Below are 18,991 nucleotides of genomic sequence, written 5' to 3'. Positions count from 1 at the left end.
CACTCCTCTACTGCCAGCGTGCTTGTCTGACGTCTTGCCTGACGTCTTGCCTGACGTTCCGTCAGTTGATCCGGACGAAGGCCCCCTTGAGCACCGCCTCGGCTCCGCCGTCCACGGTGACCGCCGTGGTGCCCCGGACGGTCACCGATCCGCCGCGCACGTTCACCTCGCCGGTGCCCGCGTCGAGGGTGATGCCGGTGGAGGACAGCCGCACCGTGCTCCCGGCCGCGCCGACCGCGCCGTGGACGGTGAGCACGATCTCCCCGTTCTGTTGGTCCAGGCTGACCTCCAACTTCCCGTCCCCGCTGGCCAGGCGGACGCCGGACTTCCCGCCCGGCACGTCCAGCAGTTCCAGGCGGTGGCCCGAACGGGACACCACCGAGCGACGGTTGACCTTGCCGGCGGCCGCGTCGACCAGCGGCACGTCGTGCGGCGAGGGCCGGTCCACGCCGTTGTAGAGCCCGCCCAGCACGTAGGGGCTGTCCAGGTCTCCCTGCTCGAACCCGACCAGCACCTCGTCGTTGACCTCGGGGCTGACCACGCCGCCGCCCCCGTGGCCGCCCCACTGCACGGTGCGCACCCAGTCGGATACGTAACTGTCGTCCAGCCAGGGGAACTTCAGCTTCACCCAGCCGCGCTGCCCCTCGCCCGGCTCGCGCACGTCGGTGACCACGGCGACGGCCAGGCCCGGCATCCGGGGCCCGCGCGGCGGCGCGTTGCCGCCGGTGACCAGCCCGGCCAGGGAGCGGTCGGGTGCCGCGCTGACCACCACGGTGGTCCGGTAGCCGCGGAAGGGTTCGAGGAGGTGGCGCACCCCGGTGGCGGTGTAGCGGCCGGAGAAGGCGGCGCCGACGTTCCCGAGGGCGACCGCGGTGCCCGCCCGCAGCCGCGGGTTGCCCTCGACGACCGCCTCCAGCTCGCCGAAGCCGGCGGCCACCGAGGCGGCCAGCGACCGGGCCGCGGCGGTCGTCTCCGCCTGGGTGCGGTACGGGGTGTCGGCGACGGTCAGCCGGGCCGGGCCGGGGAAGGCGGAGGTCACCTCCGAGGGGCTCATCCCCGGCTGTACGGTCAGCGAGGTCACCGCCGGTTCGGTGGCGACCAGGGCGCTCTTGGTGGTGACGTTCCAGCCCCGCGCCTCGACCGTGTCCGCGCCGGCCACCCCGGTCAGCACACCGCGCAGCTCCAGCAGGTTGCGGCCGTACTCCAGCACCATCGGGCTCTGCGGCGCGGGGGTGGAGGGGGCCGGTGCGCCGGACGCGGGCTCGGGCCGGACGAACTCCAGCTGCCCGTCGTCGTCCACCCGTACCTGCGCGCCGCTCTCCTGCGCCAGGAACTGGAGGAAGTCCCAGTCCGGGACGTTCGCCTGGGAGAGCTGCTGGTGGACGACCGGGAAGGAGTCGACCCGGCCGCAGGCCAGGCCCGCGCCTGCGGCGACCTCGCGGACGATGTCGGCGGTCGTCATGTTCCGGAAGGCCTTCACCCGGCGCCCGCGCATCAGCCGGTGGGTGGGCGCCGAGGCCCGCACCACGGTGTACGAGCCCGTGGTGTCGACCTCCAGCTCCAGCGCGGTCACCTCGCCGGTGAACAGCCGCACCTGGGTGTGTCCCTGCACGGTGACCACCGACACCTTCAGCCTGGTACCGATGGTGATCCCGGTCGTGGCGAGGAAGGTGTGGTCCGCGTCCCGGTAGCTCAGCACCGCGGTGTCGGGCAGGCCGACGCTCTCCTCGATGTCGCAGGAGACCAGTTGGGCCGCCCAGACCGGCGGCAGCGGGCCGGGCGCCTCGACGACGGGATCCGCGGCGAACGGCCGGCCGCCCCGGGCCTCGGGAGTGGTCATCGCCGCCCGCCCCGGGTGAGTTCGTCGATCCCCGGCACGATCAGCTCGGCGCCGGGGACCAGGGCCAGCGGGTCGTCGATGTCGTTGGCCTCCGCGATGGTGCGCCAGGCCGTCGCGTCCCCGTACGCCCGCCAGGCGAGCAGCGGCAGGCTGTCGCCCGCGATCACCCGGTGGGTGCTGCGGGCCTCCGGCGAGCCGGAGGTCGGGTTCTGGCCGGCCGGGTCGACGCTGGCCTCGTCGATGGAGAGCGAGCAGACCGCCCGCAGCGGATTGCCGTCCACGTCGAAGAGCGTGTAGGTGACCGAGAGGCCGGTCAGCACCCCGTTGAACGAGGTCGTCTTCAGGGTGCCCCAGTCCAGCCGGATCCACGGACTGGCCGGGGTCTTGCGCGCCAGGCTGGTCGGGGTGGGCACGCACGCCGTCATCAGCTGCTCGACCGCCCGCTCCACCGAGTTGTCGTGGGTCGCGGTCGAGTCCAGGAACACGTCGAGCGAGAGCGAGCGCGGGCCGCTGCCGACGAACTCGGGCAGCGCGGACTGGCCCGCCATCCGGGACGGCGTGCGCCGCCACTCGGTGGACTTGCGCAGCACCAGGGTCGCCGGGTTGAACTGCAGCGGAAGTCGGGCGATCGCGCCGCCGGGCTGGGCGCCGACGGTGGACGGGGGCTCCATGATGGTCAGTTGGGCCCGGGTGACGCTCGCGGGGACCGCTGGGGACATCCTCGGTGTTCCTTACGTGGGCGGGGCGGCTGGGTGGGGCGGGAGAGCTGCGGGGCCTGGGGGCGGTCAGGACGGGCGCAGGCCCGCATGGGCGATCTCCAGGGTCTCCACCGCGGCCTGGGAGTTGGCCGGGTCGAAGGACGGGCCCTCCCACCGGACCGGGACGATCCCGAGCACCTGCCAGCCGACGATCCGGCTCAGGTCGGGCCGCAGCGCCACGATCTCGCCGTCCTTCGGCTCGACCTTCCGGACGATCTCGCTCAGCCAGCGCGCGATCTTGGTGGTGTCCGCGGTGACCGCGCGGGTCAGCGTGATGTTCGACCAGGTGATGCGGCCCGGCAGCTGCCAGGAGAAGCCGTTGTTGCCGCCCTCCGCGTACTGCTCGATCTCGACCTGGGCGCCGAGTCCCGAGCAGGTGGTGAACTCGCCCAGGTCGTTGCCGCCGATGGTCAGGCTGAAGAACACACTGCTCGCGAAGATGTTGTCGGTCATCGGTTCCGCTTCCTGCTTCCTTGCTTCCTGCTACCGGTCACGTCGCTGCGGTGGTCTGGCGGCCGCCCTCCGCCGGGCCTGCGCTCAGCGGCGCAGGTCGTACGGTTTCCCGCCGCGCTCCCTGCCCCGGCGCAGTTCGGTGCGCAGCAGGCGCCCGACCGGTTCGACCAGACGCCGGGCCAGCTCGTCGAGGTCGGCCGGCCCACTGCCGCCGGTCTCGGCGGGCGACCCGCCGACGGCCTTCGCGGCGGACGAGGCGCCCGGCGGCGAGGCGGCCCGGGACGGCGAACCGGTCGCCGGGGCGGCCTGTACCGTGATCGGCCCGCGCGCGGGTACGGCGGTCAGCGGCACCCCGATCAGGCCCGCCTGCTCGGCCACCCGCTGCAACAGCCGTGCCGTACCGGGCGTCGGCGGAGCGGACTGCCCGGGCTGTGCGGACTGCCCGGGCTGTGCCGAAGCGGGCGCGGACGGCCCGGACAGCGCGGGCGCGGGTCGTGCGGAAGGGGCGCTCGCGGCGCGCAACACGACGGGCGAGGGTGCCTGGGGCGCCTGCGGCCCCGGCCCGGCCGCACCGGTGGGCGGCTGCATCGGGGCCGGCTGCGCGGGCCGGGACGCGGCCGGAAGCCGCTGGAGCGACGGGGCCGTCAGGGGCGCGGGCCGGACCACGGGCGGGCGCGCGACACGCGCCACAGCGGACGGCGCCCCGGAGTCGCCGGACCTCGGACGCCCTGCGGACCTGGATGCGGGCGAGGGCACGGTCGTGAGCACGGACCTGGGCGCGGACGCGGGCATGGACGCGGTGGCACCTTGCGGGGTCGCGCGGTCCACGGAGGCGACACCACCCTGCGGCCACCGTGCCTCCGGTGACACCGGGCCGGCCGCGCTCGGCGCCGACACGGAACCGGGGGCACCGGGCGGCACTGGGCTTCCCTCCGCTGACGGGCGGTCGGCCACCGTCCGGTCGGCCCGCCGCTCGGACGGACGTCGCGTCCGCGAACGCTGCAGCGCGGCCACGATCCCGCGCACCGCGCCGGCGCCGGACGAACGACCCGACGCCTCAGCGGTGCCCTGAGCGCGGAGCTGCACCGGACTCCCCTGCGAGGACGGCCCTGTGACGGTCCGGCCCTCTCCCGCACTCGGCGACTGCCGCGTCCGCGAGGGCTGTGGAGCAGCCGCGACCCCGCTCCGTCGGTCGCCGTCGAGCCGTGCCGTCGGCGCGGCGGGCGATTCGGTGCCCGTACCCGGCGCGAGCGACCGGGTCCAGACGGCCGGCACCACACGCGGGGCGGGAGCCTGGGTACCGGCGCCGGTGCCGGTCGCGGACGGCGTCGTCGGGGCCGCGAGGACGGGCCGCATCGGGCGTTCGCCGATCAACCCGCGCCTGGGGCCGCTGCGTTCCGCGGCCCGCTGCACCTGCGGGCCACCGGCCGGCGGCCGCACGGGAACCACCGGTCCGCTCGTACCTCCGAGCGGAACGCCGCCCCGGCCCGGGGCACTGTCCTGGCCCGGAGATCCGGCAGGACGGGTTCGGGCCCCCGCGACGGCGGACTGCGGCGCGCCGCCCGGTCGGCGCTCCGGGCCGTCGCCGGGCGAAGGCGCGGCGGGGCCGGACGACGGGCCCGTCCCGGCGCCGGAGGGCATGGCGGCGGGCACGGCGGCGGGAACCGCGGCGCGGCCGGGCGCCGGTCCCATCCCGGCGCGTTCGGTACTCGCGTGCACACCTCGGCCGCCGCCGACCGGGCCGGGGCGGTCTGCCGAACGGCCCTCATCGGCCCGACGCGGTACGGCTGTCGACTCCGCGGGGCCGTCGCCGGGGCGTCCGGAGGCTCGCTGAACGCGCGGCCCTTCACCGGCCGGGGGCGCGGCGACGGGGAGCACGCGCTGCTCCGTCGCGCCCTCGGTACGGCTGCCCGGAGCGGCACTCGCGACCGGGCCCGTGATCCGCCGGACCGGTCCGCGCCCGCCGAGCAGCGGCGCGGTGCCACCAGGAGCTGCCGCCGTCGGCGGCAGCGCGTCGAGCGGCGCACCCAAGCCCGCACGCGTACGGGCGGGGGCGGGGGCCGGCTCGGAGCGTAGCTGTCCGGCGCGTTCGAGGGCGGGCGACGACGGTGCGGGCGAGGAAGTCCCAGGCCCGGCCGGCGCCCGCTGGACGGATACGTCGCCGACCGGCCCGCCTCCGGGACGGGACGGGGACGGTGCCGGTGCCGAACGGCCCGCATCGGCGGCCGTACGGCTCGGTTGGCCAGGGGCGGCGTCGTGGCCCCCGCGCCCGGACTGCCGGGCGCCGTCGGGCCCACTCGCACCGGCGGCCGTACGGGTGCGTCGGCGAGGGGCGGCTTCCCGGCGGCCGGTCCCGGGCTGAGCAACGCGCTCGGGTTCGCCCGGTTCGGTGCCGGCGGGCCCGGCAGCGGCGGGGACAACCGGCATGGCCGGCGCACCCGAGGCGGCGTCAGGCGTCCGGGGTCCGGCCGCGGGCAGCGGTGAGGCGCTCGCGGGCAGCGTGGTCAAGGGCGCGCCGAGGACCGGACGGGCGGGCGCGGAGGTGTTCGCCACGGGCGCGCGCTGCACCACCGTGTCGGGCCGCCCGGACCGCGCGGGCGCGGCCGCGTCGCCCGGACCGACCGCCGTCCGTACGGCGGCCTCGGCGCTCTCGGACGGCCGCACGCCCTCGGCCGGTTCGGTCACCGACGCGGTCGACACCGCATCCGTGCTCCGGCCCGACGGAGCGTCGGCCGATTCCGGCCTCCCACCCGGAGCCCGGAGCACCGTCACCGGGCGCACGGGCAGCAGCCGGGGACGCCGCGCCACGGTCAGGGCCTCGCCGACCGGGCGCGGGCGCACCGGACGGGCCCGGCCCGCCGACGCGCTCCGGCTCGGGGACGCGACAGCCGTGGCAGGCGTCGACGTATCGGGCGCCGACGCCTCGGGCGCCGACGCAGCCGGCGTCCGTTCATCGGGCATCGGTGCAGCGGGCATCGGTGCAGCGGGCGTCGACGCACCGCCGTCGACACCGTCCGACCCGACCGGTCGGTCGGCGCGACCAGCGCGCTGCGCAGACGACACCGACCGCACGGGGAGCCGCCGCGCGGGAAGCCGTGTCCCGACGGACCGTTGAACCTGTCGCGCCTGCCGCGACCGACCCGACGGGCCCGGCTCCCCAGGCTCCCCCGGTTCCCCTGCCCCGACCGTCTCGGCCGCCCCGACGGCTTCCGGCAGTACGAGCTCGTCCCCGCCCGTGAAGGTGGACGGGGAACCCGGCACCGCCACCGCCCGCAGGATCCCCGCCGGGGCGGACGGGAGGACCGCATGGCCGAGCGGACCGCTGAGCGAGGGGTCCTGCCACGCGGCGAGCCGGGACCGGAACCTCAGGCCGTCGCTGACGCCGTGCGCCGTCCCGGCCAGGGTCGGGGTCAGCGGGCGTACCGCGCGCCATCCCCCGTCCCCCGCCGCCGGGCGCCGCCGGGCGGCCTCGCCCGTCCCGTCGTCCCCGACGACCCCGGCACCGCCGGCAGCCTCGCCGGGAGCGCCGCCCACGGCCTCGTCGGCCCTCCGGCGGGCGATCCAGTCCCGAAGCCCCACGCCCCTCACCCGCCTTCGCTGATACGGGTGTTGAGCCGCGCGATCTCGCGCACCCACTGCCCGCGTTCACGGTGGGTCAGGTCGAGGATGTCCTCCCGCTGCCAGTGGAAGTGGTAGGCGATGTACGCGATCTCCTCGTACAGCCGAGCAGGCGCGTACGTCACGATTCCCCCAGGCGCCCACCGGCGAGGTCGACCTCGAAGGCGCCGTCACAGTGCGGGCAGGTCACCGCGGCGCGCGTGTGGCCCTCGCTGTTGATCCGCTGGTAGAGGTCCTGGAGGAACGCCACGTCGGTGGCGTACATCCGCTCCACGATCCCGGCGTGCACGTCGGTGATGTCGCCCAGCCTGGTGATCACGTGGCTGAGCAGCACCACGCTCAGGTAGGCCGGGTTCTCCTTGACCCGCAGGTCGATCTGCGGCATCAGCTCGTCGCGGGCGGTGGCCAGGCGCATCGCGCCGTGGCGGTGCACCGTGCCCTCGTCGTCGACGTACCCGAGCGGCAGCTCGAACTCGAACTCGGTGTGCGGCGCCCGCCCCCGGGGCCCGGCCGGACCGGCCTGCCCCGGGGCCTGCTGCTGCGGCGCGGTGTTCTGCGGGGCCGGAGCGCCTTCCAGCAGTTCCTCCAGGCCGATCTTCCGCCTCACTCGACGCTGATCTCTTCGAACACGATGGTCACGGTCTCCGTCGCGGCGCTGGACTCGCCGGCGCTGAGCGTGGGGCCCTCCCAGCGGCTGGCCCAGGCGTTCATCAGCTGGATGCGCCGCAGGGTGGCACCGGTGGTGTCCTTGACCTCGATGGTGAGGTTCTGCCGAGCGGTGTTGATCGCCCCGTTGTTGAGGGTCTCCTTGATCCAGTCCGTGAACGCGCCGCTCTTGTCGAGGCCGCGGGTGATCGTCACCTCGCCCGGCAGCCGGGCGCCGGGCTGCTTGCGGACGATCAGTTTGCCCTCTTGGGTCACCTGCTTGTACTCGACGACGTCCTGTTCGACCGTCAGGTTGCTGATCTCCTTGACGGACTCGACGTTGTAGCCGCCGAGTTGGACGCCGAATATGTGTGTGGAGAGCGGATCGCCTTCAGCCATGGCTTGTTGTCACCTTCCGATGGGTGCCGACCGACGGGTGCCGACCGTGCTGGTCACTCGTTGACGAGGCTCGTGCTGTCGGAGAACTGGGACAGCCGGAACACCACGAACTCCGCCGGCTTCACCGGCGCGACGCCGATCTCGCAGATCACCTGCCCGAGGTCGATGGACTCCGGCGGGTTGTTGTCGCGGTCGCACTTGACGTAGAAGGCCTCGGTCGCGGTCTGGCCGAACAGCGCCCCGCGCCGCCACTCCTCGGTGAGGAACGCGGTGATGTTCCGGCGGATGCTGGACCACAGCCGGTCGTCGTTGGGCTCGAAGACCACCCACTGGGTCCCCAGGAGGATGGACTCCTCCAGGTAGTTGAAGAGCCGGCGCACGTTCAGGTAGCGCCAGGCCGGGTCGGAGGAGAGGGTGCGCGCGCCCCAGATCCGGATGCCGCGCCCGGGGAACGCCCGCACGCAGTTGACGCCGATCGGGTTCAGCAGGTCCTGCTCGCCCTTGCTGAGGCGGATCTCCAGGTCCACCGCACCGCGGATGACCTCGTTGGCCGGCGCCTTGTGCACGCCTCGCTCGGCGTCGCTGCGCGCCCACACCCCGGCGACGTGGCCGCTCGGCGGGACCAGCACGTTGCGGCCGCTCGCCGGGTCGAACACCTTGATCCACGGGTAGTAGAGCGCGGCGTAGCGGGAGTCGAAGCCCGCCTCCTCGTTGCGCCAGGTGCGCATCCGCTGGGCGTTCAGGCCGGGCGGCGGGTCCAGCACGGCGATCCGGTCGCCCATCTGCTCGCAGTGCGACATCACCGCCAGCTGGACGGTCCGCAGGCCCTCGTCGTCGAGGTCGCCGCGCTGGTAGGCGCTCATCAGGTCGGGCACCGCGACCATGGTGATCTCGTCGATCGACTCCAGGCCCGCGAAGCCGGTCCGGGCCGCGGCGTCGCCGACGTACTCGGCGGGGTCCAGCCGGGTGGCGGGGGCCGTCACCGGCCCGGGCGCGGGCGCGGGGGCGGCGGCGAGGGCGTGGGTCACGCGCTCGGGGCGGCTCGGCGCGGTGCCGGGCTGCTCGGTGACCGCGACGAGCTTCGACTCGCGCAGCTGGGTGACGACGTAGCCCTTGGTGTTCCGGCGGGTCGAGACGTCGTACGTCTCGACGACCTCGGCGCCCCGACGGACCAGCACTCGGAACCGGTCCTCGGGGACGTTCTCCCCCTCCGCGTCGGCGATCTCGACGGAGACCTCGCCGACGCCGGGCAGGGCCGAGAAGAGGAAGCCCGCGATCGCGACCGGCGGGGGCGCGCTGGCGGCGGCGGGCGCGCCGGCGGACGCCTGCCGGGCCGGGTCGCCGACCCGCACGACGTAGGCGGAGCCGCCGCCGTTGGCGAAGAAGCCGTACACCGAGTGCGCCAGGTAGGTGCCCTCGGTGAAGCCGCCGAACCGCTGGACGTACTGGTCCCAGTTGGTCACCAGTGTGGGCTCGTGGAAGGGGCCGGTCTCGGCGAAGCCGACGAAGGCGGCGACGGCCGTGCCGACGCCCTCGATCGGCCGGGCACCGGACTGGACCTCCTCCACGTACACGCCCGGGGTGAGGTACGACGGCATTCGCGCTCCTTCGGGTGGCCGGTCATTCGCCTCATTCGCCCCCGAGTCTGCTGCCCGGGCGCCGCCTGGGGACATGTCCCCAGGTCCCGGACCGGGGGCAGGAACGACTGCCCCCGGCGGGCAGCTCGGCGGGTACTCCCAGGCTGCTCAGACGGCCCCGCCGTCCCCGGCGGCGCCGCCGCACCGGGCGTCCCCGGGCGGGATCAGGCGGCCCCGCCGCCGCGCGTGTCCCGCCTGTCCCGCCGTGCTCAGCCGCGCCCGGTGTCCCCGAGGACGCCCAGCCACGGCCCGAACTCGCTCTCCAGCACCAGCCGGCCGAGCTTGCGGTACTCACCGACCACCGCGGCCACCAGCTGCGCCATGCCCAGCGGGGCGCCCGTTCCGGCCGCCAGGTAGGCCGCGGAGACGGCACAGGCCCGGATGGAGCCGCCGGCGAGCTCGAAGTGCCGGGCGCAGAAGTCCAGGTCGAGGTCGTCGCCGCGGGGCAGCCGCGACCCCAGGCAGCGGTCCCACAGCACGCGCCGCTGCGCCTCGTCCGGCAGCGGGAACTCGGCGATGACGTCCAGCCGTCGGGTGAACGCCTCGTCGAGGTTGGCGCGCAGATTGGACGTCAGCACCGCGATCCCGTCGAACGACTCCATCCGCTGGAGCAGGTAGGCCGTCTCCACGTTGGCGTGGCGGTCGTGGGCGTCCTTGACCTGCGAGCGCTTCCCGAACAGCGCGTCCGCCTCGTCGAACAGCAGGACGCCGTTCACCTGCGCGGCCTCGGTGAAGACGCGTTCCAGGTTCTTCTCCGTCTCGCCGATGTACTTGTCCACCACGGTGGAGAGGTCGACGACGTACAGCTCCATGCCGAGCTCCGCGGCGACCACCTCGGCCGACATCGTCTTTCCGGTGCCCGAATCGCCCGCGAACAGGGCGATCACCCCGTTCCCCCGGCCGCCGCCCGGCCGCATCCGCCACTGCCCGAGCACCTGGTCCCGGTGCCGGGCCCGCAGCACGAGTTCGCGCAGCCGGGCCGCGGTGGGATCGGGCAGCACCAGGTCGGCCCAGCCGACCGCGGGCTCGATCCGGCGGGCGAGGCGGGCCAGGCCCGCGGCGTTCTGCGCCCGCACGGCGGCCCGTAGGTCGGCAGCGCGCACCGGACGTTGCTCGGCGGCCGCCGTCCGGGCCGCCACCGAGGCGGCCCGCTCCAGCTTCTCCCGGTCCACCCGGTAGGCGGCCACCGTCTCGGCCAGCCCGTCCGTCAGCTCCTCGCTGAGCGGCGTCCCGCCGACGGCCAGGGCGCGGGCCCACTGCTCGGCCCGACCGCGCGCGTCCGGCGGCGGGACGGTGACCGTCACGGGGCTCTCCCGCGTCCAGGCCGGGTCCCACACCTGCGGGCCGTACACGATCAACGGGACGCCGGCGAGTTCCGCGCACAGCTCGCGCAACAGGGCGGCCCGCTCGGGCCGTTCGGGTTCGAGCCGGTCCAGCGGCCCGAGCACCGCACCGCCCCCGCCCAACCGCGCCTCGCGGGCGAGCACCCGTACGAGGCCTCCCGGCGGGCGGGCGGCCAGCGCGGCGGCGTCGACCACCAGGGGCGGCCGGCCGTCGACGGCGAGGGCGGCCACCGCGAGCGGACCGGCGTGTCCGCCCCGGTCCAGCAGGTACACGAGTCCCCCGTCCGCCGCGACCGCGCGCAGCCGCGCGGCGGGCTCGGCGGGCCCGACGCCCGCTCCGGCGACGGCACGGCGGCTGACGTCGCCCGGGACGGCACGGTGGGCCAGCCCGGCGAGCGTGCCGTCCGGCTCGTCGTCGCCGAGCAGATGGGCCGTCACCCGGTCCGGCACGCACAGGGTGCGGGTGAGCAGCGGGCGCTCCGGCTCGGAGATCTCCAGGAGGCCGCCGGCGATCAGCGGCGCCCGGGTGGAGAACCGGAAGCGGCCGGCGCCCGCGCCCGGCAGCCCGCACAGTTCGAGGGCCAGGCCGACGGTCGCCCGGCGCCGGGTCAGGTCGTCGTTGAGGTAGCCGTAGAGCTGTTCGAAGCGGGAGTCGAGGTCGGGGGCGAGGGCCACCAGCAGGAGGTCGAGGTCCACCGGGAGCAGCCCGAAGGCGGCGCTGAGCCGCGCGAGCAGCGAACCGGGCGGCGGCGCGGACGCGTCAGCGGCGAGGCTGTGGCCGCTGTGGTCGCTGGTGTCGTCGGGGGCCGTGCCGCGTCGGCCGGCCGCGCCGGGGGCCGCCAGGATCCGCTCCACCGCCTCCGGGCCGAGGTACTGGCCGCGGTAGGGGTCGTCCGGGTCCGGGTCGTCGGCCCGGCGCTCGCGCACCGCGGCCCGGACCCGTTGTTCGACCCGCTGCAGCCGTTCCCAGAGGTGGTCGGGGCCGGCCGGGGCTCCGTTCGCGGCCGGACCGGCGGAGGTCGCCGCGGCCGGTCTGAGGTCCAGGTTCATCGCGCGCCGCCCCGCGGCCGGCGGCCCGGCGGCAGCCGGCGGTCCCGGGGCGCGGCGAAGCCGTCCGGTCCGGGGTCCGCGCCACCGTGGTAGCGCAGTCGGCGGCCCGGGCCGTCGGCGGATGCCACGCCCTCCCGGGTGGTGTCCTCGACGCGGACCACCACCCCCTCGGTGACCGGCGGTCCCACCGGGGTGCGCCCGCCCGGCAGCGGGGCGAGCACCCTGAGGTCGATCGAGGGCCGCAGCTCCCCGCCGAGTGCGGACCAGACGTCGGACACCGACGGCAGGCCGGTCTCGCGCCCCGCGATGTCGAGCCCGACGGTCAGTCCGAGCTCGGCGAGCGTCCCGGTGAGCACCCGGGCGGGCAGTGCGTCCACGGCGGTCAGGCACTGCAACACCTCGGCCAGCAGCCGGTGTTCGTCCTGCGGCCGGTTGGTCCAGACGGTGACCAGGTAGGCCAGCTCGAACCAGCGGGGCGCGGCACGGTGGGCGACCACCACGCCGTCCTCGTCGTACTCGGCGACCGCTCCGGTCTGCCGACGGCCCGTCTCCTCACGTATCCCGTAGAGGAAGACGCTGACCGTCGGCGCGGTGCGCCGGGCCGCCAGGTCCCGGGTGGGCGCGTCGAAGACCACCTCGACCCCGCGCTCGGGCAGACCGGCCTCGGCGAGCAGCAGCCGCAACGCCTCGTCGACCTCGTGGATCACCGCCGCTCCACCTCCCCCGGCGGGCCGATGTTGCCTTCCACCACGAGGAAGGGCGTGGTCACCGGGGAGAACCCGGGGCCGTCGGCGGTGATGGTCCGCGGGCCCGTCTCGTCCTTGGGGAGGATGAGCAACTGGCCCGCGAAGGTCCCGTCGGCGCGCGGGTAGGTGGGCGCCGCCGCGGCGGTGATGCCGGGCTGCCAGGTGAAGCGCACCGGCGCGCCGGGCGGGAAGTCCACGCCGCGTACGGAGGTCACGAAGCCGGGCTTGCCGATCGGCGGCACGGCGACGATCCGGGGCTGCAGGATGCGCAGCGGGGTGCTCGCCCGGTGCGGTCCCGGGGTGGCGTCGGTGCCGGTGGTCGTCAGCTCCGCGGTGACGGTGGTCTCCATCGCCGCTACGGGTGCCAGCACCACCCGGACCACCTGGCTGCCGCCCGGGGACAGGTCGGCCAGTTCACAGGCTCCGCTCTGGCAGCCCGGGGGCAGCGCCTCGGTGGGCACCCCTGCGGGCAGGCCGAGGGTCAGCCGCAGCCCTGTCGCGAGGGCCTGACCGGTGTTGCGCACCGTGTAGCTGACGGTCACCCGGCCGCCGACGTAGCCCGGGTTGGGCTGGGCGTCGACCGCCACTCCCGGGCCGGCCAGCGGCGTCGGTGCGGGGGCCGGCGCCGGTGCCGGGGGCGGTGCGGGGGTGGGCGAGGCGGGCGGTGTCGCGGTCTGGGTCGGGGTCGGGGTGAGCGTCGGCGAGGCGGACGGCGACGGCGAGGAGCTCGGGGTGGGCGTGGGCGAGGGGGTCGGTGCGTCCTGCACCGGCAGGATCGTCTCGGCCCAGTCGTCCCCGGGGTTCGGGTCGACCACCGTCCCGGTGACGCTCCAGCCGAAGGTCTGCGGGCCGGTCCGGGTGCCGATCAGACGGGCGGTCACCCGGACCACCGCGCCCGGCGCCAGGGTGCCGAGGTCGCAGCGCAGCGCCCCGGTGTCGCACTGTCCGACCGGTGTGGTCAGCCCGCCGAGCCGGGCGCCGGACGGCACCGAGGCCGTCAGGACGGTGCCGGGCGAGGGCGCGGGGCCCTTGTTGGTGACGGTGATCGTCACGTCGGCGCCGCCCTCGACGGGGACTGCGGGGGTCCGGGCGGGCGCGCTCAGCGTCAGGTGCACGGACTGCTGGACGGCCGGCTCCTTCTGGCGCCCCGGCAGCCGCCAGTCGAGCGGGGTGAGCGTGCGGGCCGCGAAGTCGTAGACGGCCAGCCCCTCCGGCGAGTTCGGTGGCAGGGCCCGGCGGGAGGTGAGCACCAGCTGCGCGCCGTTCGCCGTCCAGGCCACGTCGCGGGGCTGGAACGGGCCGATGTCGGAGGTGTCGGGCAGCGGCCGGGAGCAGGCGCCCTTGTCGTGTTCGAGCCCGGTGGGCAGGACCACCGCGCAGTCGCCGCCGGTGGGCGAGGTGACCAGCACCCCGTCCTGCCGGTTGTTCCCGCCGTCACCGGCCTTGCGGTTGAAGGCGATGCGTCCGCCGTCGGGCGAGAACACGGGACTGTCGTCGATGACGTTGCAGGTGCCCGGGCAGATGGCCCGGCTCAGGTCGCTCTGCCGGGTGAGGTCGTCGGCGGGCACGGTCCAAACGTGCATGTTGCCGGCGTTGCCGTTGATCACCTCGGTCCTGGAGAAGGCGATCAGTTTGCCGTCGGGGGACCAGAAGGGCTCACCGTCGGAGGCTCCCGGCTCGCCGGCCGGCGGCTGGACGGTGCCGACGATCGCCCCGGTGGACGCCTGGGCGATCATGATCCGCCCCGGACGCGCCGGATCCCTGTCGTTGCCCGGGAAGCTCCGGCTGAACACGATCAGCTTGCCGTCCGGTGACAAGGAGGGGTCGGTGTCCCGGTCGAGCGGGCCGCGCCCGGCCAGGTTCATCGGGCGCGGGTTCGAGCCGTCGGCCTCGGTCAGCCAGATCCGCTGGATCCGCCCGGCGGGCGAATCCTCGTAGCGGGTCACCACGATCTGCCGGCCGTCGGGCGTGTAGGCCTGCCGCTCGAACCACGGGTCGTACCCGGGCCCGGGGTGGAAGAGCGGGTCGGCCGCCGGGTCGGGATTGGTGTTGATGCCGGCGGCCGGGTCCTCCTTGAGCACGCTGACAACCAGGTCGCGCGGGTCGGCCCCGTCGGGGCGGACGTCCTGGAGGTCGGCGACGTTGGCGGCGGAGGCGCTGGTCTGCTCCACCACCGGCCCGCCCTGGGTCTGGGTGCCCAGCCAGGTCGGCGTCGAGATCAACCGGTCGGTGCTGTAGAGCAGTTGGGGATCGGTGCAGTCACAGGTCGGCGCGCGGTAGAGGTTCACCACCGGCGGCTCGATCGGGACCTCGGACTTGGGCCGGTCGGTGCTCAGGAAGAGCACCCCGCTGCCGTCCGCCAGCCAGGAGGCGGAGCCCGTCCGCCAGGTGGACCCGGTGCCGGGGAAGAACGCCTTGTCGCCGCCGGTGGGCGAGGTGAGCATCAGGGTCCGGCCCTGGTCGCCCTTGTCCCAGGTGTAGACGATCTGGTTGCGGTGCTGGTCGTCGTTCAGCGGGTTCCAGGTCGGGTCGAGGGCGTTGCCGGTGGCCACGCTGGTGACCCTGACCGGCGCGCCGCCGGTGAACGGCCGCAGGTAGATCTGGAACTGCCCCCGGTCGCCGTTGCAGGCGTACGCGACCCACTTGCCGTCGGGCGAGACCGTCGGATGCGTCTCGTCGGCCGAGCCGTCGGTCAGCCGGCGCAGCCCGCTGCCGTCCCGGTTGACCACCCACAGGACGTGCTGGGGCTTGCCGCCGGCCTTGGCGACCTCCGACGCCTCGAAGACGACCCCCTTGCCGTCCGGGGCCAGCGCGGGGTGGGCGGTGTCCATGCCGGTGGTGAGCTTGTGCACCGCACCGGCCGCGTCGCGCAGGTAGACCTGGGGCAGGGTGCCGTCCCGCAGGCTGGTGAACACCAGCTCGTCGCCGCGGGCCGACGGCTCCTGGTCGAAGTGGATCGGGCCGGGCCCGAACAGCGGGGTGCTGGACGTCCCGCCGGTCACCCGGCCGAGGCCGCGGTGATTCGTACCGGCGTAGACGATCCGCCCGCCGGCCGGGTCGTCGGCCGCGGCCTGCGACGTGGGCAGGCCCTGCCCTTCGGGTGCGGCGGAACCCAGGGTCAGCACGGCGGCCGCCAGCGCGAGCAGGATCGCGACGGCGGCTCGGGCCGGCCGCCGGATGGAGCGGGGAGTGCCGGGGGCGCCGATCACGCTCGACCTCACAGGTTGGCAGGGGCGGTCTCCCCGCAGTCTCACCGGCTCGGGCGCCCGGGAACAGAGCCCGGGTGCCCGAGCCGGGGGAAACAACCTGTGTCCCCAAAGGGCAGGCCGCCGCGGTCGTGGGCGGTCGCCTGCGGTCATGGGCGGGTCTCGGACGGTCGCGGTCCGGGGGCCGTAGCCCTCAGACCCACGACCCTCAGATCCGTGACCCTCCGGCCGTAGCCCTCAGATCAGACCGCGCCTCATGGCGTACCCCACCGCGTGCGCCCGGTTGCGCAGCCCCAGCCGCGTGATGATCTCGTGCAGCACGTTCTTGACGGTGCGTTCGGAGTAGGAGGTCTTGGCGGCGATCTCACTCGTGTCGAAACCCTCGGCGACCAGCCGGAGCATCTCCGCCTCCCGGGCCGTCAGGGTGGACAGGGTCAGGCCACGCCCGTCGAGCATGGTGCGCTGGAGCATCCCGATCCGGTCGAGCAGCTCGCCGAGCAGGTCCCCGGGCATCACGCCCTCACCGTTGGCCAGGGCAGTGATGAGGTGCACCAGCCGGTCCTGGTCCGCCTCCGAGCGGCGCAGCACGGCGGCGACCCCGCACTCCACGATCGTCTGCAGCCCGCCGGCCTCGAAGTGGCCCACCACCAGGCCGATTCGGCCCGACGTGGCGAGCCGCAGTCGGCGCAGGTTCTCGGCCACCGCCTCGGTCAGGGCGTCGACCACCAGCAGGGAGACCTCGGCCTTCCCCGCCTCGCTCTCGCTCAGCAGCTCCACCTCGGGCCGCTGGCGCAGCTGTTGGACCACACCGGTCTGCAGGATGAGGTCCTCCGCGTACACCGCCACGCGTATCTGGGCCGGCTTGCCGCGCAGTTGGGCGGGGACGCTCGACGCTAACGGCCGGGCAGCGCCGATCGTCCGGGCACTGGCGGACCGCGGCGTCGCCGGGATCCGCCGGGTGGTGACGGACCCCTCACAGGTTGCATCGGTCGAGGTCATCGAACTCTCCATTCTCCATTCGGCCTTCAGTGGTGACGGTCGGCCCCGCAGGGCGGTGCCGACCGTGGGTCTGCGCCGCCGGGGAAGCGGGCAGGCCGTGGGCCTGGGGGCTGCGGGCGTCCGGCCCCGCACGGTGCTCCGCGACGGCACCGGGCAGCGTCGGTCAGTCCGTGCGGGCAAGGGGTGTGCCCACGCCTTGCCCGCACGGCCCTCTCCGCGGACCGTCCGCCGGCCCTACCGTCGCGCTATGACCACATCCGCCGAACTCGGCCTGCCCGCGCTGACGGTGGCGCCCGGTGGCGTGGCCACCACGACGCTGACGGTACGCAACGACCTGGACATCGTTGAGGCGTACTCGCTGGAGGTGGTCGGCGACTGCGCCGCGTGGACGACGGTCGAGCCGGCCCGGGTCTCCCTCTTTCCGGGGACGTCCGAGACGGTGACGGTACGCCTGGCCCCACCGCGTTCGCCCGCTGCTCGGGCCGGTGAATTCCCGCTCGGCATCCGCGTGTTGCCGACCGAGCGCCCCGAGCTGGTGACGGTTCCGGAGACCACGGTCACCGTGACACCGTTCCACGAGCTGCAGGCCGCGCTCGCTCCCCGGCGCCGTCGAGGCTGGCTGCGCGGACGCTACCGCACATCGGTGCGCAACCTCGGGAACGCCCCCACCACCGTGGTCCCCACCCCCGCACAGGCGGGCGAGGACCTGCGGTTCCGGGCCACCCCGGAGCGGCTGCGCCTCGAACCGGGCGAGTCCGGTGAAATGCGGCTGCAGGCGCGTGCCCGCAAGCTGATCTGGTTCGGCAAGCAGGCCTCCTGGCCGTTCGAGGTCACGGTGGGCCCGGAGGAGAGCGCGGCCGCCAAGGGCCCGGACGGCAAGGGAGCGGACGGCAAGGGAGCGGACGGCAAGGGAGCCGGCGACAAGCCCGAGACCGCTGCCCCCGTCGATCCGACGCAACTTCAGAAACCGCTGCTGGACGGTGAGTTCGTCCAACTTCCGATCCTCCCCAAGTGGCTTCTCGCGCTCCTGGCCGCGCTGATCGCGCTGCTGCTGGCCTGGTTCGCCCTGGTCCGACCGGCGGTGCGCAGCTCCGCGAAGCAGGCCGCCGAACAGGCCGTCGCCCAGCAGAGCGCCACCCCGGCCCCGGCCCCGACCCCCGGCGTGCCCGCCCCCGGCGCACCGACACCCCCCTCCGGCGGGAACCCCGGAGGCCAGGACAAGCCGGGCGCCGGGCAGTCGAGCGCCGGTCCCGGCGGCCGCGACAACCCAGGCTCGGGCCTGGCGGTGCCGGGCACCGGACAGCAGAGCTCCGCCACGATCGACGTGAAGACCGCGAACGGCTCCTCGTCGGCGGGCAGTTACCAGGTGCCGCACGGCAAGGTCTTCGACATCACCGACATCGTGGCCGCCAACTTCCAAGGCGACCAAGGACTGCTGACCATCACGGCCGGCAAGCAGACGATCACCACCATCGCCTTGGAGACCTTCCGCAACCAGGACTACCACTGGGTGACTCCCATCCAGGTCCCCGAGGACCAGACCGTGACGGCGAACGTGACCTGCGAGTCACCGGGCACCCCGGCCTCGGGCAAGCAGGCAGCCACGTGCCACGAACTCCTCAACATCAGCGGCACGCTGAGCGACATCAGGCCGAAGAACTGAACCGGCGTGCAGGGTGCACCTTCCCTCTCCGGGCAACCGGACCGGAAAGGTGCACCGGCCACCCCAACCGTGTCAACGGGCCCCTTCCGTAGGAACCAGCCCGTCCGCCTCCGCACTCTCCGCCCCTTTCCGAAACCCCGCTCGCGCCCCGTGACCATGTCAACACCCAGGGGACACCCTGACCTGTTCGAGCACCAACCGACAACTCGTTCGAACCGCACCCACACGGTCGGCCTGCCCTCCCGGGGCAAGCAGGCGGGCCCCCACGGGCACCCCGTCCATCCCCCGTGGACGGCGAAGTCTGCCCCGACGCACTGCTGACGCCCCATCTCCTCCCACCAGCTTCGCGCCGTTCCCCCACGGAGGACGGCGACAGGGCCGTATGCGCACCAAACCGCCACAACGAGTACGCACTCACTCACGAACCGGCCGCCCCGCGAACCGACACATCCCCCGCCGGACGCCGTCCGCGACGCCGACCACCGCTGCCCGTAACTCCTCGGCAGTGGCCGGGAGAACCAACAGGCGTGGCCCCGGGGACCCCCCGGGGGCACGCCCCCCGGGCCGGGTGTGTGGCCGCAACCCCGCGCACCGCGCCCGCGGGGTGAAACGCCGGTCGAGGTTAAACAAATAC

General features: G+C 74.9%; 13 protein-coding genes. 1 reads left to right on the top strand and 12 read right to left on the bottom strand.

The features are described 5' to 3' along the window. Positions 1-61: 61 nt before the first annotated feature. The 12 genes from ACFVWU_RS35215 to ACFVWU_RS35160 all read right to left on the bottom strand — a co-directional run bounded on the left by ACFVWU_RS35215 (position 62) and on the right by ACFVWU_RS35160 (position 16,694). Complete coding sequence (locus ACFVWU_RS35215) at positions 62-1,840, bottom strand: VgrG-related protein (protein WP_387628459.1); 1,779 nt, start codon at positions 1,838-1,840, stop codon at positions 62-64. Further along, entirely contained in the window at positions 1,837-2,559 is a 723-nt protein-coding gene (locus ACFVWU_RS35210) for a LysM peptidoglycan-binding domain-containing protein (protein ID WP_380615260.1), read from the bottom strand. Before ACFVWU_RS35210 ends, ACFVWU_RS35215 begins: the two co-directional genes overlap by 4 nt. 66 nt (positions 2,560-2,625) lie before the next feature. After that, on the bottom strand, positions 2,626-3,051 hold the full coding sequence (locus ACFVWU_RS35205) for a phage tail protein (RefSeq protein WP_380615261.1): 426 nt from the start codon (positions 3,049-3,051) through the stop codon (positions 2,626-2,628). 84 nt (positions 3,052-3,135) lie between these two features. Beyond that, positions 3,136-3,576 (bottom strand): hypothetical protein, encoded by a 441-nt coding sequence (locus ACFVWU_RS35200; RefSeq protein ID WP_387628457.1) that lies wholly within the window; start codon positions 3,574-3,576, stop codon positions 3,136-3,138. A gap of 3,059 nt (positions 3,577-6,635) precedes the next feature. Then, positions 6,636-6,794, bottom strand: coding sequence for a DUF6760 family protein (locus ACFVWU_RS35195; protein WP_181970396.1), 159 nt, complete (start codon positions 6,792-6,794; stop codon positions 6,636-6,638). Then, positions 6,791-7,276, bottom strand: a complete 486-nt coding sequence (locus tag ACFVWU_RS35190; protein WP_380615264.1) for a hypothetical protein — start codon at positions 7,274-7,276, stop codon at positions 6,791-6,793. The genes ACFVWU_RS35195 and ACFVWU_RS35190 overlap by 4 nt, the downstream gene beginning before the upstream one ends. Next, on the bottom strand, positions 7,273-7,713 hold the full coding sequence (locus tag ACFVWU_RS35185) for a phage tail protein (protein ID WP_380615265.1): 441 nt from the start codon (positions 7,711-7,713) through the stop codon (positions 7,273-7,275). The genes ACFVWU_RS35190 and ACFVWU_RS35185 overlap by 4 nt, the downstream gene beginning before the upstream one ends. Before the next feature lie 53 nt (positions 7,714-7,766). Beyond that, positions 7,767-9,311 carry a phage tail sheath family protein gene (locus ACFVWU_RS35180; protein WP_387628454.1) on the bottom strand — a complete coding sequence of 515 codons (1,545 nt, stop codon included), beginning with the start codon at positions 9,309-9,311 and terminating at the stop codon, positions 7,767-7,769. 248 nt (positions 9,312-9,559) lie between these two features. Next, the gene (locus ACFVWU_RS35175; protein WP_387628451.1) at positions 9,560-11,743 is read right to left on the bottom strand and encodes an ATP-binding protein; all 2,184 of its coding nucleotides are present in this window, start codon (positions 11,741-11,743) and stop codon (positions 9,560-9,562) included. Further along, positions 11,740-12,450, bottom strand: coding sequence for a DUF4255 domain-containing protein (locus ACFVWU_RS35170; protein ID WP_387628449.1), 711 nt, complete (start codon positions 12,448-12,450; stop codon positions 11,740-11,742). The genes ACFVWU_RS35175 and ACFVWU_RS35170 overlap by 4 nt, the downstream gene beginning before the upstream one ends. Then, positions 12,447-15,695, bottom strand: coding sequence for a hypothetical protein (locus ACFVWU_RS35165; RefSeq protein ID WP_387628476.1), 3,249 nt, complete (start codon positions 15,693-15,695; stop codon positions 12,447-12,449). Before ACFVWU_RS35165 ends, ACFVWU_RS35170 begins: the two co-directional genes overlap by 4 nt. 237 nt (positions 15,696-15,932) lie before the next feature. Further along, positions 15,933-16,694 (bottom strand): LuxR C-terminal-related transcriptional regulator, encoded by a 762-nt coding sequence (locus ACFVWU_RS35160; protein ID WP_387628448.1) that lies wholly within the window; start codon positions 16,692-16,694, stop codon positions 15,933-15,935. A gap of 247 nt (positions 16,695-16,941) precedes the next feature. Between ACFVWU_RS35160 and ACFVWU_RS35155 the strand changes: the two genes are divergently transcribed. Then, complete coding sequence (locus ACFVWU_RS35155; RefSeq protein WP_387628445.1) at positions 16,942-18,357, top strand: hydrolytic protein; 1,416 nt, start codon at positions 16,942-16,944, stop codon at positions 18,355-18,357. Positions 18,358-18,991 lie beyond the last annotated feature (634 nt).

The organism is Kitasatospora sp. NPDC058190 (assembly GCF_042883685.1).
Lineage (GTDB): Bacteria > Actinomycetota > Actinomycetes > Streptomycetales > Streptomycetaceae > Kitasatospora.
This window is presented reverse-complemented; position numbering and strand designations above follow the sequence as displayed.